Source organism: Streptomyces sp. CNX435, assembly GCF_059570575.1.
The window spans coordinates 56,945-70,368 of record NZ_JCANTA010000011.1; the positions used below are offsets into that span (position 1 = coordinate 56,945).

9 protein-coding genes are annotated in these 13,424 nt (G+C 75.5%); 1 reads left to right on the forward strand and 8 read right to left on the reverse strand.

All coding sequences use genetic code 11. The annotated features are described in order from the left end of the window. Positions 1-49 precede the first annotated feature (49 nt). Both T328_RS19385 and purD read right to left on the reverse strand, forming a co-directional pair. A complete protein-coding gene (locus tag T328_RS19385; protein ID WP_496497347.1) occupies positions 50-2,272 on the reverse strand; it encodes a hypothetical protein in 2,223 nt (740 codons plus the stop codon). A gap of 274 nt (positions 2,273-2,546) precedes the next feature. Continuing rightward, positions 2,547-3,818 carry a phosphoribosylamine--glycine ligase gene (purD, locus tag T328_RS19390; protein WP_496497348.1) on the reverse strand — a complete coding sequence of 424 codons (1,272 nt, stop codon included), beginning with the start codon at positions 3,816-3,818 and terminating at the stop codon, positions 2,547-2,549. A 243-nt stretch (positions 3,819-4,061) separates the two neighbouring features. Between purD and T328_RS19395 the strand changes: the two genes are divergently transcribed. Then, positions 4,062-4,964: an SLATT domain-containing protein gene (locus T328_RS19395; protein WP_496497349.1), complete on the forward strand. Its 903-nt coding sequence runs from the start codon at positions 4,062-4,064 to the stop codon at positions 4,962-4,964. Positions 4,965-5,040: 76 nt separating this feature from the next. On the opposite strand, the gene T328_RS19400 is transcribed toward T328_RS19395, so the two are convergent. The 6 genes from T328_RS19400 to T328_RS19425 all read right to left on the reverse strand — a co-directional run bounded on the left by T328_RS19400 (position 5,041) and on the right by T328_RS19425 (position 13,364). Continuing rightward, positions 5,041-7,089 (reverse strand): glycoside hydrolase family 127 protein, encoded by a 2,049-nt coding sequence (locus tag T328_RS19400; RefSeq protein WP_496497350.1) that lies wholly within the window; start codon positions 7,087-7,089, stop codon positions 5,041-5,043. A 14-nt stretch (positions 7,090-7,103) separates the two neighbouring features. After that, positions 7,104-9,134, reverse strand: a complete 2,031-nt coding sequence (locus tag T328_RS19405; RefSeq protein WP_496497351.1) for a glycoside hydrolase family 31 protein — start codon at positions 9,132-9,134, stop codon at positions 7,104-7,106. A gap of 63 nt (positions 9,135-9,197) precedes the next feature. Next, a complete protein-coding gene (locus T328_RS19410) occupies positions 9,198-10,031 on the reverse strand; it encodes a carbohydrate ABC transporter permease (protein ID WP_496497503.1) in 834 nt (277 codons plus the stop codon). Next, positions 10,031-11,020: a carbohydrate ABC transporter permease gene (locus T328_RS19415; RefSeq protein WP_496497352.1), complete on the reverse strand. Its 990-nt coding sequence runs from the start codon at positions 11,018-11,020 to the stop codon at positions 10,031-10,033. The genes T328_RS19410 and T328_RS19415 overlap by 1 nt, the downstream gene beginning before the upstream one ends. Positions 11,021-11,043: 23 nt before the next feature. Then, positions 11,044-12,303 (reverse strand): sugar ABC transporter substrate-binding protein, encoded by a 1,260-nt coding sequence (locus T328_RS19420; RefSeq protein ID WP_496497353.1) that lies wholly within the window; start codon positions 12,301-12,303, stop codon positions 11,044-11,046. Continuing rightward, positions 12,300-13,364, reverse strand: coding sequence for a LacI family DNA-binding transcriptional regulator (locus tag T328_RS19425; protein ID WP_496497354.1), 1,065 nt, complete (start codon positions 13,362-13,364; stop codon positions 12,300-12,302). Before T328_RS19425 ends, T328_RS19420 begins: the two co-directional genes overlap by 4 nt. Positions 13,365-13,424 lie beyond the last annotated feature (60 nt).

Consider the following 13,424-nt stretch of genomic DNA (forward strand, 5'->3'; position numbering starts at 1 on the left):
GTGCGACATAACGCCCGTACGTGGGTGGCGGCTTAAGGAAACCGGCGGATCAGACCAGGAGAACCGGCTTCTCGGGGCGTACGCCGACGGTCGTCAGCCAGGCGCGGAGCTGGGTGTCGTCGCGGGTCTCGACCAGGGCGCGGACCGCCGCCGCGGGGCTGCCGCCGCGGCGGGTGCGCAGCACGGGGCCGTCCAGCCAGTCGAGTCCGGGGGCGGCGCCGGCGGTGTCGACGGCGGCGCAGCAGACCATGGCGAGGACGTGGTCCACGAGCAGCTCGCGGCCCGTACGGGGCGGCTGCAGCGGCGCCGCCGCGGCACCGGCCGCGGGCGGGTGCGGGTGCTGGTGCTGGTGCTGGTGCTGGTGTGCGCGGGCGAGCGCGGCGCCGATCCGGTCGGCCTCCTCGGGGCCCGCGGTGAGCCGGTCCACGACGCGGGCGAGGGTGCCGCGGTCGGGGCGGCCGGCGGGCTCGGGGCAGTCTTCGAGATGGTCGAGCACGGCGTGCAGCCGGGCGGCCTCCAGCCGCCACTTGCGGTCCACGACCTCGTCCGGGTACTGCTCCCAGCTCACCCCCGCGAACCCGGTCGCCGGCTCGCCGCCGACCACGGCGCCGGCCGCCGCGCCGCCCGGGCCGCTGAACAGCTCCGCGGCGAGCAGGGACGCCGCCTCGTCCACCATGCCGGGCTCCTCCAGCAGGTCGCAGGCCGGGCGCTCGCCGAGCCGGGAGGCGAAGCCCTCGGCGAGGCGGTCGCGGCGGGACAGCTCGGTGAGGGCGGAGACGACGCCGGCGTTGAGCCGGGAGGGCCAGCGGCCCATGCGCCAGGCGGGCAGCGCGACCCGGGTCAGCAGCCGGTCCCAGCCGGCGTACGCGAGTCCCACCTGCTCCTGCGCGACGATACGCAGGCCGTAGTCCACGGCCTGGGCGCGCTCGGCCGCCGCGGCGGCGACGGCGCGCTCCATCTCGACGGGGTGCTCGCCGCAGGCGCGCAGCAGCAGCCGCGCGACGCCGCCGGTGAGCCGCTGCCAGAGCCGGGCCACGCGGGCGCGGGCGCCGGGGCCGGTGCCGGGGCGGCGGGCGGGGTCCCGCGGGGGGCGGGGGGCGGTGCCGTACGGATCGGGGACGCCGAGCGTCGCGGCGGGGCCGCCCGTCTCGTACGGATCCGCCGCGCCCGTCTCGTACGGATCCGTCGCCCCCGTCTCGTACGGGCCCGGGGGCGCGCCGCTCTCCGCCTCCGCCGCCCGCGACGGCAGCGCCGCCGCCGCGTCCAGGGCCCGTACGAAGCGCCGCGCCGCGGCGATGTCGGGCTGGGCCGAGGCCGCCGTGCCGGCGACCACCGGGGCGAGGACCGCGCGCAGCTCGCCGACGCGCATCCACCACAGGAAGGGCGAGCCGATGACGAGCACGGGGCCGTCGGGGTCGGCGGTCGCGCGCTCGACGACCTCGCGCCAGTTCGGGGCGTACGACGCCTCGGCGGACGCCTGCCGCCGGGCCGCCGCCGCGGCGGCGTGGCTCTCCGCGGCGGGGCCGCGGGCGGCGGCGGGGCCGCCGCCGGTGCTGGTGCCGGTGCCGAACACCGTGCCGCCTGCGGCGCCGTGCGGACCGGGCGTGCCCGTGCCCGTACCGGAGGCGGAGCCGGAGCCGGAGCCAGGGCCAGGGCCGGAGCCGGAGCCAGGGCCAGAGCCGGGGCCCGGGGCGGAGCCGAAAGCGGGACCCTGGCCCGAGCCGAAACCTGAGCTGGAGCTGAAGTCGGCGCCCGCGCCCGAGCCGGAACCCGCGCCGCCCTTCTCGCCGCCCCGCGGCCCTCCGCGCCCCGCCCGTGCCACCCGCCCCGCCACCCGCCGCAGCCAGCTCCGCACCCCCGCCGGCGCCGGCCCGGGGTCCTCCAGCCAGCTGTCGCAGTCCGGGGTGAGCGCCACCGCCGCCGGCGCCGGCACGCCGAGCCGCTCGGCGAGGTCGCCGACGAGGCGGTACAGGTCGGGGGCGGCCCGGCGCGGGACCGGGACGGTCAGCGTGGCCGCGGGCTCCGCGCGGGAGATGGACCGCGCGACGGCGGCGGCCAGCACGGGCACCAGGACGGCGAGGACGACGGCGGGCCAGCGCAGCGCCGCGAGCGCCCCGTTCACCCGCCCCGTGGCCGAGCCGGCGAGCAGCACGACGGCCACCGCCGCCGGCAGCAGGACGACGGCGAGGGCCGCCCCCCGTACGCGCAGGACGGCGAGAGCGCGGGCCCGGGCGGCCTGCGCACCCGCCTCCGTACCGGTCGCTGTGGACACGTCCGTACCTCACCCCCTTGGGCCGCCGACGGGTAGGCAACGGCCGTCACGAGGCGAAACGGCCGTACCCCACCACTGTCGCACCGGCCGCGGCCGGTGCAATGCCGGTAGGCCAGTTGGCCTGATCAGGCCCCCTCTGCCCGGACGCCGCCGACCGGACGGCCGGTACGCCGGGCAGGTGCACCATAGTTGGGAGGCGCGGTCACGTCAGCCAGACGGCCGCCCGGTCACCCGATGGTATGGCCTTGGGTAAAGGTCGGGACGCCGCGAAATTTCACTGGGCGGCGGCCTCCGCGGCGCGCGCGGCGATGTCTCCGCGGTAGTGCGAACCGTCCAGCCCGATCCGCCGAATCGCCTCGTAGGCGCGGTCGCGCGCGACGGCGAGGTCCGCGCCGACGGCGGTGACGCACAGCACCCGGCCGCCGGCGCTGACGACGCGGCCGGAGCCGTCGAGCTTGGTACCGGCGTGCAGCACGTAGGCGTCGGGGGCGTCCGCGGCCTCGACGGCGTCCAGGCCGGTGATGACGTCGCCGGTACGCGGCTTCGCCGGGTAGTCCCGGGCGGCGAGGACGACGGTGACGGCCGCGTCGTCGCTCCACACCAGCGGCGGGAACGTGGCGAGCCGGCCCTGGGCGGCGGCCCGGAGCAGCCCGGCGAGCGGCGTGCGCAGCCGGGCCAGCACGGCCTGGGTCTCGGGGTCGCCGAAGCGGGCGTTGAACTCCACCACCCGCACGCCGCGCGAGGTCAGCGCCAGCCCCGCGTACAGCAGCCCGGCGAAGGGCGTGCCGCGGCGGCGCATCTCGTCGACCGTCGGCTGCAACACGGTTTCGACGACCTCGTCGACGAGCTTCGGGTCGGCCCACGGCAGCGGCGAGTACGCGCCCATGCCGCCGGTGTTCGGGCCGGCGTCGCCGTCGTACGCGCGCTTGAAGTCCTGGGCGGGCGACAGCGGTACGACGCTCTCGCCGTCGGTGACCGCGAAGAGGGACACCTCGGGTCCGTCGAGGAACTCCTCGATCACCACCTGCCCGGCGGCGGTGCAGGCGCGCGCGTGCGCGCGGGCCGCCGCCAGGTCCTCGGTGACCACGACGCCCTTGCCGGCCGCGAGCCCGTCGTCCTTGACGACGTACGGCGGGCCGAAGGCGTCGAGCGCGGTGTCGGCCTGCTCGGGGGTGGTGCAGACGTAGGCGCGGGCGGTCGGCACGTCGGCCTCGGCCATCACGTCCTTCGCGAACGCCTTCGACCCCTCCAGCCGGGCGGCCGCGGCGCCCGGTCCGAAGCAGTCGATGCCGCGCGCCCGTACGGCGTCGGCGACACCGGCGACGAGCGGCGCCTCCGGGCCGACGACGACGAGGTCCGCGCCGAGGCCGGCGGCGAGCGCGGCGACGGCGGCACCGTCGAGCGCGTCGACGGCGTGCAGCCGGGCGACCGCGGCGATGCCGGCGTTGCCGGGCGCGCAGTGCAGCTCGCGGACGCCGGGGTCGAGGGAGAGGGCGTGGCACAGGGCGTGTTCGCGGGCGCCGCCGCCGATGACGAGGACCTTCACGGGGTCAGCCTAGCGGGCCGATCGGGGGCCACCGTCCGGGTGACGGCCGGTTCGCCCCCATACCCGATCAACCACTCCTTACGAGGGTAAATAACGCCATTTTCGGCCCGTGTCCCCTCGTTCGGCGGTAAGAAGGCCGCCGCGGGCGCACCATCCGATTGCCCAGTCATCACACGTCACATGCACCACATGCGCCACACAGCGCAGGCCAGAAGCAGCGAGAGTTCGAGCGAGGAGCCCCACGTGAACCACTCGGAGGAGACCCGGACGACCGGCCCCGTGACCGGCGTCAGCCGCGACGGCGGCGACGGCCGGGGCGGTCGCGGCCGGTTCGGCCGCAGGAGCCGGGCCGCCCGCGCGGGCGGCGCGAGCGGCGCGGCCGACGCCGCCATGCCGTACGGCCCCGGCGGTCCCGGCGACCCCGGCGGCACCGGCGGCCTCGGCCGTCCCGGCCGTCCCGGAGAGCGGCCCGGCGACCTGCTCGCCCGGCCCTTCCCGCTCGGCGACTGGGGCGACCCGGCCAAGCGGCTGGACGAGCTGTACCTGTGGGCCGAGGAGGGCGCGCTGCGCACCGCGCGCTCGTACCTCGCCGCCCGCCGCGTCAAGCGCCGCGCGGCGCGGGCGCTGCGCACCGGGGCCGCGGTGTGCGCGGCGGCGGGCGCGGCGCTGCCGGTGCTCGACCTGACGGAGACCGTGCCGGACGGCTTCACCGGCTGGGCGTTCGTGGCGCTGTTCGCGGCGCTGGCGTGCCTGGCGGTGGACCGGGTCTTCGGGCTGACGTCGGGCTGGATGCGCGACGTGGCCACGGCGCAGGCGGTGCAACGGCGGCTGGAGACGCTGCAGTTCGACTGGGCGTCGGAGTCGGTACGGGAGGTGCTGGGCCCAGCGGAGGGCACGGCGAGCGAGGCGGCGGAGCGGTGCCTGGTGGTGCTGCGGCGCTTCACGGAGGACGTGACCGAGCTGGTACGGGCCGAGACCGCGGACTGGATGGTGGCGTTCGGCGGCGGGCGCGCGGCGCTGGCGACGCAGTCGCCGGCGTGGGCCCGCTGCCCCGTGCCCCAGCCCCAGGCCCGCGCCCCGCTCCCCCCGGCGGGCCTGCGCCCCACGATGCCGCGCCAACGCCCCCCGGAACCTCCGGGCCGTTGACCCACCGGGCAGCAGAGGTCGTCCCCGGTCCGGGCGGTCCGCGGTGGTACGGACCGGGGGCGGCCGGTCGGACCGCTCAGGCCGGGCCCGCCGGCGCCGTGGGGAGCCAGACGCGCATGGCGCACGGGCCGCGCTCCGCCCAGCGGTGGTACGGGAGCAGCGCCAGCTCCGCGGCGGGCCGCCCCGGCGGCACCGGCGGCGCCGGCGCGCCGGGGTCCGGGCCGTAGGGCCACCGCGCCTCGGTGCCGGGCGGGCCAACCCGCCGGGGCAGGGTGCGGATGAGGACCGTGCCGTCCCGGTCCAGCGGAGCGGCGGCGGTGTCGACCCGTACGTCGTCCAGGGCGAGCCCGTCCGGCAGGTCGACCGACTCGGCGCAGTACACCAGCGGGCCGCGCTCGACCGCGACGCAGCCGCGGAGGGCGTCGATGCGGGGGTCCGGCCAGGTGAAGCGGGGGGCTACGGGGAGTTGCAGGCGGATCTCCTCGCCCGGCACCAGCTCGCGGTCCACCACCGCCGCGCCCGGGCCCACCGGGCGGCGCCCGCCGCCCTCGTGGAGCACCGCGCCGCGGGCCCACGCGGGCACGCGCAGCCGCAGCGCCACCGCGCCGGCGGGAGCGTCCACCACCCGGATCGTCACCAGTCCGTCCGCCGGGTACGCCGTCTCCACGTCCACGGCGACCGTCCGTCCGTCGCCCAGCTCCGCGGCGATCCGGCCGCTCGCGTACTGCAGCACCGTCAGCTCCCGCCGTCCGGCCGTGGCCAGGTACGTGTGCCAGGCGGCCAGGGTGCGGGCGACGTTGGTGGGGCAGCACGAGACGTCGAACCAGGCCGCCCGGGTGCCGCCCGCGGCGCGCGGGCTGACCCCGCCATCGGCGCCGGCCGCGCCGGCCTCGCCAGCCGCGCCGGCCGCGCCGGCCTCGCTGGCCACGCCGCCCGCGCTGGCCACGCCGCCCGCGCCGGCCTCGCCCCGCACGCGCTGCTGGAGGGGGTTGGCGTAGAAGAACGCCCGGCCGTCGGCGCGCGGCGACGTGGCGACGACGTTGAAGAACGTGCGCTCCATCAGGTCGGCGTAACGCATCTCGCCGGTGGCCAGGTGCAGTCGCCAGGACACCATCACGGACGCCACGCCCGCGCAGGTCTCGCAGTACGCGCGGTCCGGCGGCAGCTCCCAGTCCTCGCCGAAGCCCTCGTCCTGGTGCCGGGAGCCCATGCCGCCGGTCAGGTGCGTGCGCCGGGCCACGGCACGGGTCCACTGCCGCTCGACGGCGGCGACCAGTTCGCGGTCGTCGTGCTCGACGCCCACGTCCACGGCGCCGGCCGCCAGGTACAGCTGGCGCACGGCGTGGCCGCGCCAGGTGCCGGCCTCGCGGACCGGCACGTCGTCCTGGAAGTAGCCGGCGCTGCCGATGCCGAAGGGCACCTTCAGGGTGCGGTGGCCGCGGCGGTCGAGGAAGAGCCGCGCCTGGTCGACGTAGGCGGGCTCGCCGAGGGCGCGGCCCAGTTCGGCGAGGCCGGCCTCGATCTCGGGGTGGCCGCAGACGCCTGTCAGGCCCTCGGGGCCGAAGACGGCGCAGACGTGGTCGGCGGCGCGGCGGGCGACGGCGACGAGGTCGTCCGCGCCGGCGGTGCGCAGCCGGGCGACGGCGGCCTGCAGCAGGTGCCCGGTGCAGTACAGCTCGTGGCCGAACTCCAGGTCGCTGTAGCGCGGTGGGCGGCCGGGGTGGCCGTAGCTCGTGTTCAGGTAGCCGTCCGGGTCCTGGGCGGGGGCGATGCGCGCGGTGAGGCGTCGTACGGCGGCGTCGCAGCCGGGGTCGCCGGTACGCCCGTACTCCCAGGCCAGCGCCTCGACGAGCTTGTAGACCTCGGAGTCGGCGAAGGACCAGCCGGTACGGTCCGCGCCCGGCCCGCCGGCGGCGACGCGGTCGAAGTTCGCCAGCCAGCCGAGCCGCTCCAGCCACTCCTCGCAGTGCGGCAGCGTGGCCGCCGCGTTGGTCTCCTGCAGACCCGGCCAGAACCCGCCGGGCGTGAGCGTCACCTCCGCGAGCCCCAGTGGCCGCCGTTCGCCGCGGGTCGGGACGACCGGCCGGCCGCCCGTGGGATCGGTGCCGCCGGTCGTCCGGGCCACCCGTGTGCTCTCCTTCACGGGGTCGCCGCCGAACCGCCCGCGCCCAGCGGCACGTCGGCGCCTTCGCGGGTGAAGACGGGGATCCGGTCGAGGGGGGCGGCGGCGGTGACCGTGCCGCCGCCTTCGTACGTCTCGCCGGTGGCCGCGCAGACCCAGTGGGCGCCGGCGGGCAGGTACACCTCCCGGGCGCGCTGCCCCGCCTCGGCGACCGGCGCGACGAGCACGTCGGGGCCGAAGAGGAAGGCGTCGTCGACCGGCCACGCGCGCGGGTCGTCGGGGAAGTCGACGAAGAGCGGCCTCATCGGGGGCAGGCCGGTGCGGGCGGCGACGTCCGCCTGCTCGTGCAGGTACGGGCGCAGCCGCTCGCGCAGGTGCAGCAGCCCGGCGATGATCCCGTACGCCTCCTCACCGTAGGACCACACCTCGTTGGGGCCGCCGGTCTGCGCGTACGAGGTGGGGGTGCGCGGTTCGCGGTCGCCGTGCAGCCGGAACAGCGGGCAGAAGACGCCGAACTGGAACCAGCGGATCATCAGCTCCCGGTACGCCGGGTCGCGGGCGTCGCCGCCGTGGAAGCCGCCGATGTCGGTGGTCCACCAGGGGATGCCGGAGAGCGCGACGGCGAGGCCGGCGCGTATCTGCTGCCGCAGCGAGGTCCAGGTGGCGGGGATGTCGCCGGACCAGAGCGCGGCGCCGTACTTCTGCGCGCCCGCCCACGCGGAGCGGCACAGCAGCACGGTCGGCCCGGCACCGTCGGCCGCCAGGCCCTCGGCGAACAGGCGGGCGTTGTCGCGCGGGTAGACGCCGGCGGTCTCCGCGCCCGGCCCGGCGTACAGGGCGAGGTTCTCCGGCTGGGCGGGGTTCAGCTCGGGCTCGCAGGCGTCCAGCCAGAAGACCCGGATGCCGAGGTCGCGGTAGCCGCGCCGGACCTGCTCCCACACGTACGCCCGCGTCTCGGGATTGGTCGGGTCGTAGAAGGCCACGGGCATCGGCACGGTCATGCCCTTGTCCTGGATGGTCTGGTGGCACTCCACGCCCTGCGCGGTGCCCGCGAGCAGGCCGCGGTCGCGGTAGTCGGGGTAGGAGCCGGCGAGCGGCGAGACGGTGGGCCAGACGGAGACCATCAGCTCCACGCCCTGCTCGGCCAGCTCGTCGACCATCGCCTTGGGGTCGGGCCACTCGGCGGGATCGAAGCGGTAGTCGCCCATCGCCGGCCAGTGGAAGTAGTCGGCGACGATGACGGACAGCGGCAGGCCGCGGCGGCGGTGCTCGCGGGCGACGGCGAGCAGCTCGTCCTGGTCCCGGTAGCGCAGCTTGGACTGCCAGAAGCCGGACGCCCAGCGCGGCAGCTCGGGCGGGTGGCCGGTGGCGTCGGCGTACCGGGCGAGGATCGATGCGGGGGTCGGCGCGGCGGTGAGCCAGTAGTCGATCTCCCGGGCGCGGCCGGCCTGCCAGCGGGTGGCGTTCTCCGCGAACTCGGCGCGGCCCACCGCGGGCAGGTTCCACAGCAGCCCGTAGCCGCGGCTGGAGAGCACGAACGGGATGGACACCTCGCCGTTGCGGTGCACGAGGTCCAGGGCCAGGCCCTTGAGGTCGAGCCGGCCGTGGGTCCGCTGGCCCATGCCGTAGAGCCGCTCGCCGTCGTACGCGGCGAACTGCTGGTGGATCTCGTACGCGCCGCTGCCGTCGCCGCGGAAGACGCGGGCGCCGGGCAGCCAGAAGTGCTCCCGGCTCTCGGCCAGCAGCTCGGCGCCGGTGCTCGTGCGGGAGAAGGTGAGCAGCGGCTCGGGGTACGCGGCGCGGCGGTCGAACCCGGCGGTGACGGTCAGCTCGCCGTGGACGAGGACGGCGCGGTCGCCGTCCGCGTCCACGCTGACGCGGGGGCGGTCGGACGGCGGCGGCTCGGCGAGCGCGCCGTGGCTCTCCACCGGGAGCCGGAACTGCGCCGCCCGTACGCGGACGCTGTCGGCGCCCCACGCCTGGACGGTCAGCACTTCGTGCCGGTGGCGGATCTCGATGCCGGTCGGGGTCGGTCGGAAGCTCACCATGTACGCGGGTTCCTCACAGCCGGGTTCCTCGCATCTGGGTTGCTCACAGCCGGTTCCTCTCAGTCAGTCCTTGACGGCGCCCGCGGTGACCCCGCCGGCGACGAAGCGCTGGGCGACGACGAGCAGCACGGCCGCGGGCACGGACGCGACGACGGCCGTCGCCATGATCGAGTTCCACTCGGTGGTGTTGTTGCCTATGTAGGAGTAGATGCCGAGGGTGATGGGGATCGCGTCGGCGTTGCGGCTGAGGGTGGAGGCGAAGATGAAGTCCGACCACGCCCACAGGAACGCGAACAGCGACACGGTCAGCGCGGCGTTGCGGCTCAGCGGCAGGACCACGGAGACGAAGGTGCGCCAGGCGCCGGCCCCGTCGATCTTCGCGGCGTGCATCAGCTCCTGCGGGATGCCGGACATGAAGGCGGTCAGCACCATGACGCCGAACGGCACGGCGATGGTGGAGTCGGCGAGGACCAGGCCCCAGACGGAGTTGAGCCAGCCGAGCCGCACGTAGACGGCGTAGAAGCCGATCGCCATGACCACGCTGGGGATCATCTGCGCGGCCAGCAGCACGAAGGACAGGCCGGTCGCGCCGCGCGGGCGCAGCTTGGCGAGCGAGTACGCGGCGGGCGCGGAGACGGCGAGGGTGAGCGCCACGCAGCCGAGGCCGATGGCGAGACTGGTCGTCAGCGCCGGCAGCTGGTCGCGCAGCACGTCGGCGTAGCCGTCGAACGTCGGGTCCCAGGGGAACCAGTGCGGCGGGTCGGCCCGCATGTCGCCGGTCTTCGTCAGGGAGACGTTGACCATCCAGTAGACGGGAAAGAGCATCACAGCCGTGAAGAAGACGCCGAGCGCCGTCTTCCACCGGCTGCCGCGGCGCCGGGTCCTGTGCGTCGTCATCATGCCTCCCACCTGCGCTCCCGGCGCTCAAGGCGGATGTAGAGGAGACCGAAGGCCAGGGCGATGAAGATGAGCAGGTTCCCGATGGTGGCGGCGGGCGAGAAGTCGGGCAGCCCGGTGCCGAACGCCTCGCGGTAGGACCAGACGGCGAGCGTGGTGGAGGAGGTGCCGGGGCCGCCGGTCGTCATGATCCAGATGACGTCGACGACCTTGAGCGTGTAGACGAGGCCGAGCAGCAGGGTGATCGCGGAGACCGGGCGCAGCAGCGGGAAGGTCACCCGCCAGAACTGCTGCCAGGCGTTCGCGCCGTCCAGCGCCGCCGCCTCGTACAGCTCGTCGGGGATGTTCTGCAGCCCGGAGTAGAGGATGACGAGGTTGAACGGGATGCCGAGCCAGATGTTCGCGACGATCACGGAGGTGAGCGCCCAGCCGGGGTCGGTCAGCCAGTTGATCTGCCCGATGCCGAACGCCTCCAGGGCGGCGTTGACGATCCCGTTGTCGCTGTTCAGCATCCACGCCCAAGTGGAGCCCGAGACGATCAGCGGCAGCAGCCACGGGATCAGGAACATGCCGCGCAGCAGCCCGGAGAGCCGGAAGTTCGCGCGGAAGAAGACCGCGAGCGCCAGTCCGATGGCGTACTGCGCGGCGATCGAGACGAAGGTGAAGACGAGCGTGTTGCGCAGCGCGGTGCCGAACTCGTCGGCACCGACCACGTCGCGGTAGTTGGCGAGCCCGGTGAACTCGGCGCCACCCTGCACGAAGGAGCGGACGGTGTACTCGTGCAGGCTGAGGTCGACGTTCCGGTAGAGCGGGTAGGCGTAGAAGGCCAGCAGGTACGCGAGGAGCGGGACGAGGAACGCGAACGCGGCCCACTGCGTCGAGCGCCCGCGCCCCCGTCGGCGGGCGGCGGCCGGCTTCCCCGGCCCGGCCGGCGCCGCGCCGCCGCCCGGGTTCGCGGCCCGTGGCGCGGCCGAGGTGGTGGTCTCCATGGGTGCGACTCCCCGGGCGGCGGTCAGCCGGCCTCGTCCTCGGCGGTGGACTGGGCCTCGCGCAGCGCCTCGGCGGGGCTCGCGGACCCGCTGAGTGCCTTCTGCACGGCGGTCCACAGCGGCTCGGAGATCTTCGGGTAGTCGGTGCCGAGGTTGTCGCCGGTACGGCCGCGGGCGGTGCGTACCGCGTCGACCCACGGCTTGAGGTCGGCGTTCTCCTTGAGCAGTTGCTCCTGCCCCGCTTTCGTGGGCGGGATGTAGTACGCGAAGGTCGTCGCCGTCTGCACCATGCCCTCGGGTGTGGTCATGCACTCGACGATCTGCTTGGTGACGTCGTACCGGGACGTGTCGTCCTGTACGGGGGCGGTGATGAACTCGCCGCCGGTCGGGGTCGGTGCCACGCCGCCGTCCCGGCCGGGGATCTGTACGACGCCGGCGGGGAAGTCCGCCTCGGCGGCGCTGTTGACCTGCCAGGTGCCGTTCACGGCGAAGCCGAAGTCGCCGGTGAGGAACTCCTCCCAGGTGGTGTTCTGGGAGTTGCTGATCACCGAGTTGGGCGCGTAGCCCTTGTCCAGCCAGCCGGTCCACAGCTCCAGCGCCGAGGCGGCCTGCGCCGAGTCGAGATCGCGCAGGTCCGCGTCCGCGCCCCAGAACCAGGGCAGGAACTGGAAGGAACCCTCCTCGGTGTTGGTGCCGGCGAAGGTGATGCCCTTGTGCCCGGCGTCGGTGACCTTCTTCAGCGCGGCGGTGAGCGCGTCCCAGTCCTTGAGCGAGGCGGGGTCGACGCCGGCGTCGTCGAGGACGTCCTCGTTGTAGTAGAGGCCGAGGGTGTTGGCGCCGATCGGGATGCCGTACGCCTTGTCGTCGACGACGCCCGCCGCGAGCAGGTTCTCGTCGACACCCGCGGTGTCGAGGCCGAACTCGTCCATCGTGGTGAGCATCCCGGTGTCGGCGAGGGTGGAGACGGCCGGGTTGTCGATCAGGATGACGTCCGGCGCGGTGCCCTCCTGGGCGGCGAGCAGCGCCTGGTTGGTCAGTGCGGTGGTGTCGTACGCGGTGCGTTTGATGGTCACGCCGGCCTCGTCACCGCACTCGGCCACCCGCTTCGCCCAGTCGGAACTCTTGTCGTGCTGCGGGTAGGGATCCCACCACGTGAAGGTGTCGGAGGACTGGTCGCCGCCGGTGCCGCCGGTGTTCGACGAGCAGGCGGCGGGCGCCGTCATGACGAGGAGCGCGGCGCCCAGGACGCCGGCTGCGCGGACCGGGGTGGACAGGGATATCACGGTCTTCCTCCTTGGCCGTGCGGAACTGGTGGTGTGCCGGGGGCGGCAGGCGGTTCGCCGGTGCTGCCCCGGTCGACGAGTGCGGGCGGCATGAGCCGCAGCACGTGCGGCTCATGCCGGGCCAGGGGGTCGGCGATCCGGCGGACGAGGTGGCGTACGGCCAGCTCGCCCAGCAGGTCGGGAGCGGATTCGATGGACGTGAACGGAAGGGAGAAGGTGCGGGCGAACTCGTCGGAGTAGCGGCCCACGACCGACAGGTCCCGCGGCGCCTGAAGGCCGCGGGCGTGCAGCACGGACGGCAGGGCCGCGGCGGCGGCCTCGTTGTTGAGCAGCAGCCCGGTCGCGGCCGGGTGGGCGTCGAGCAGCGCGTGCAGGTGCCGGCCGACGTCGGGCTGGCGGGACGGGCCGAAGGCCGCGTGCAGCCCGATGCCGCGGGCCCGCGCCTGCTGCACCACCGCGTCCTGCAGCCGCCACACGTACGCGCCGCCCCGCTCGACCACGTGCTCCGGCTGCGAGACGAGGATCAGCTCGCGGTGGCGCAGCCGGTGCATGTGGTCGACCATCGCCCGCCCGGCCGCGGCGAAGTCGAGGTCGAAGACGTCGACGCCGGACGGGTCGCCGGGCAGCCCGACGAGCGCGCCGGGCTGGGGCGCGTCCCGCAGCAGCGGCAGCCGGGCGTCGTCCTGCGCGACGTTGAGCAGGACGACGCCGTCGACCATCCGGGAGTCCGTGATCCGGCGCAGCGCCCGGGCCCCGTCCGCCTCGGTGACGAGCAGCGTGTCGTACCCCAGCTCGCGGGCGGTGTCGGAGACGCCCAGCATGTACTGGAGCATGGCCGGGGCGAACTCGTCCTCGTAGAACTGGGCGAGCAGTCCGATGACCATGGTCTCCGCGGTGGCCAGTGCCCGGGCACCGGCGTTGGGCGTGTAGCCCAGTTCCCGCGCCGCGTCGGCCACCCGCTGCCGGACCTCCGCGGAGATGGACCGCTTGCCGGACAGCGCGTACGAGGCGGTGCTGCGGGATACGCCGGCGCTGCGTGCGATGTCGCCGATCGTGACCACTCGGACTCCCTTGCTGCGTGTGCTGCGGGTGCTGCGGGTGCTGCGTGTGCGTGTGCTGCG

What these genes read in the sequence shown, in the direction of transcription:
- T328_RS19410 (WP_496497503.1), bottom strand. Translation starts at nt 10,031, where the DNA reads ATGACGACGCACAGGACCCGGCGCCGCGGCAGCCGGTGGAAGACGGCG.
- T328_RS19415 (WP_496497352.1), bottom strand. Translation starts at nt 11,020, where the DNA reads ATGGAGACCACCACCTCGGCCGCGCCACGGGCCGCGAACCCGGGCGGC.
- T328_RS19405 (WP_496497351.1), bottom strand. Translation starts at nt 9,134, where the DNA reads ATGGTGAGCTTCCGACCGACCCCGACCGGCATCGAGATCCGCCACCGG.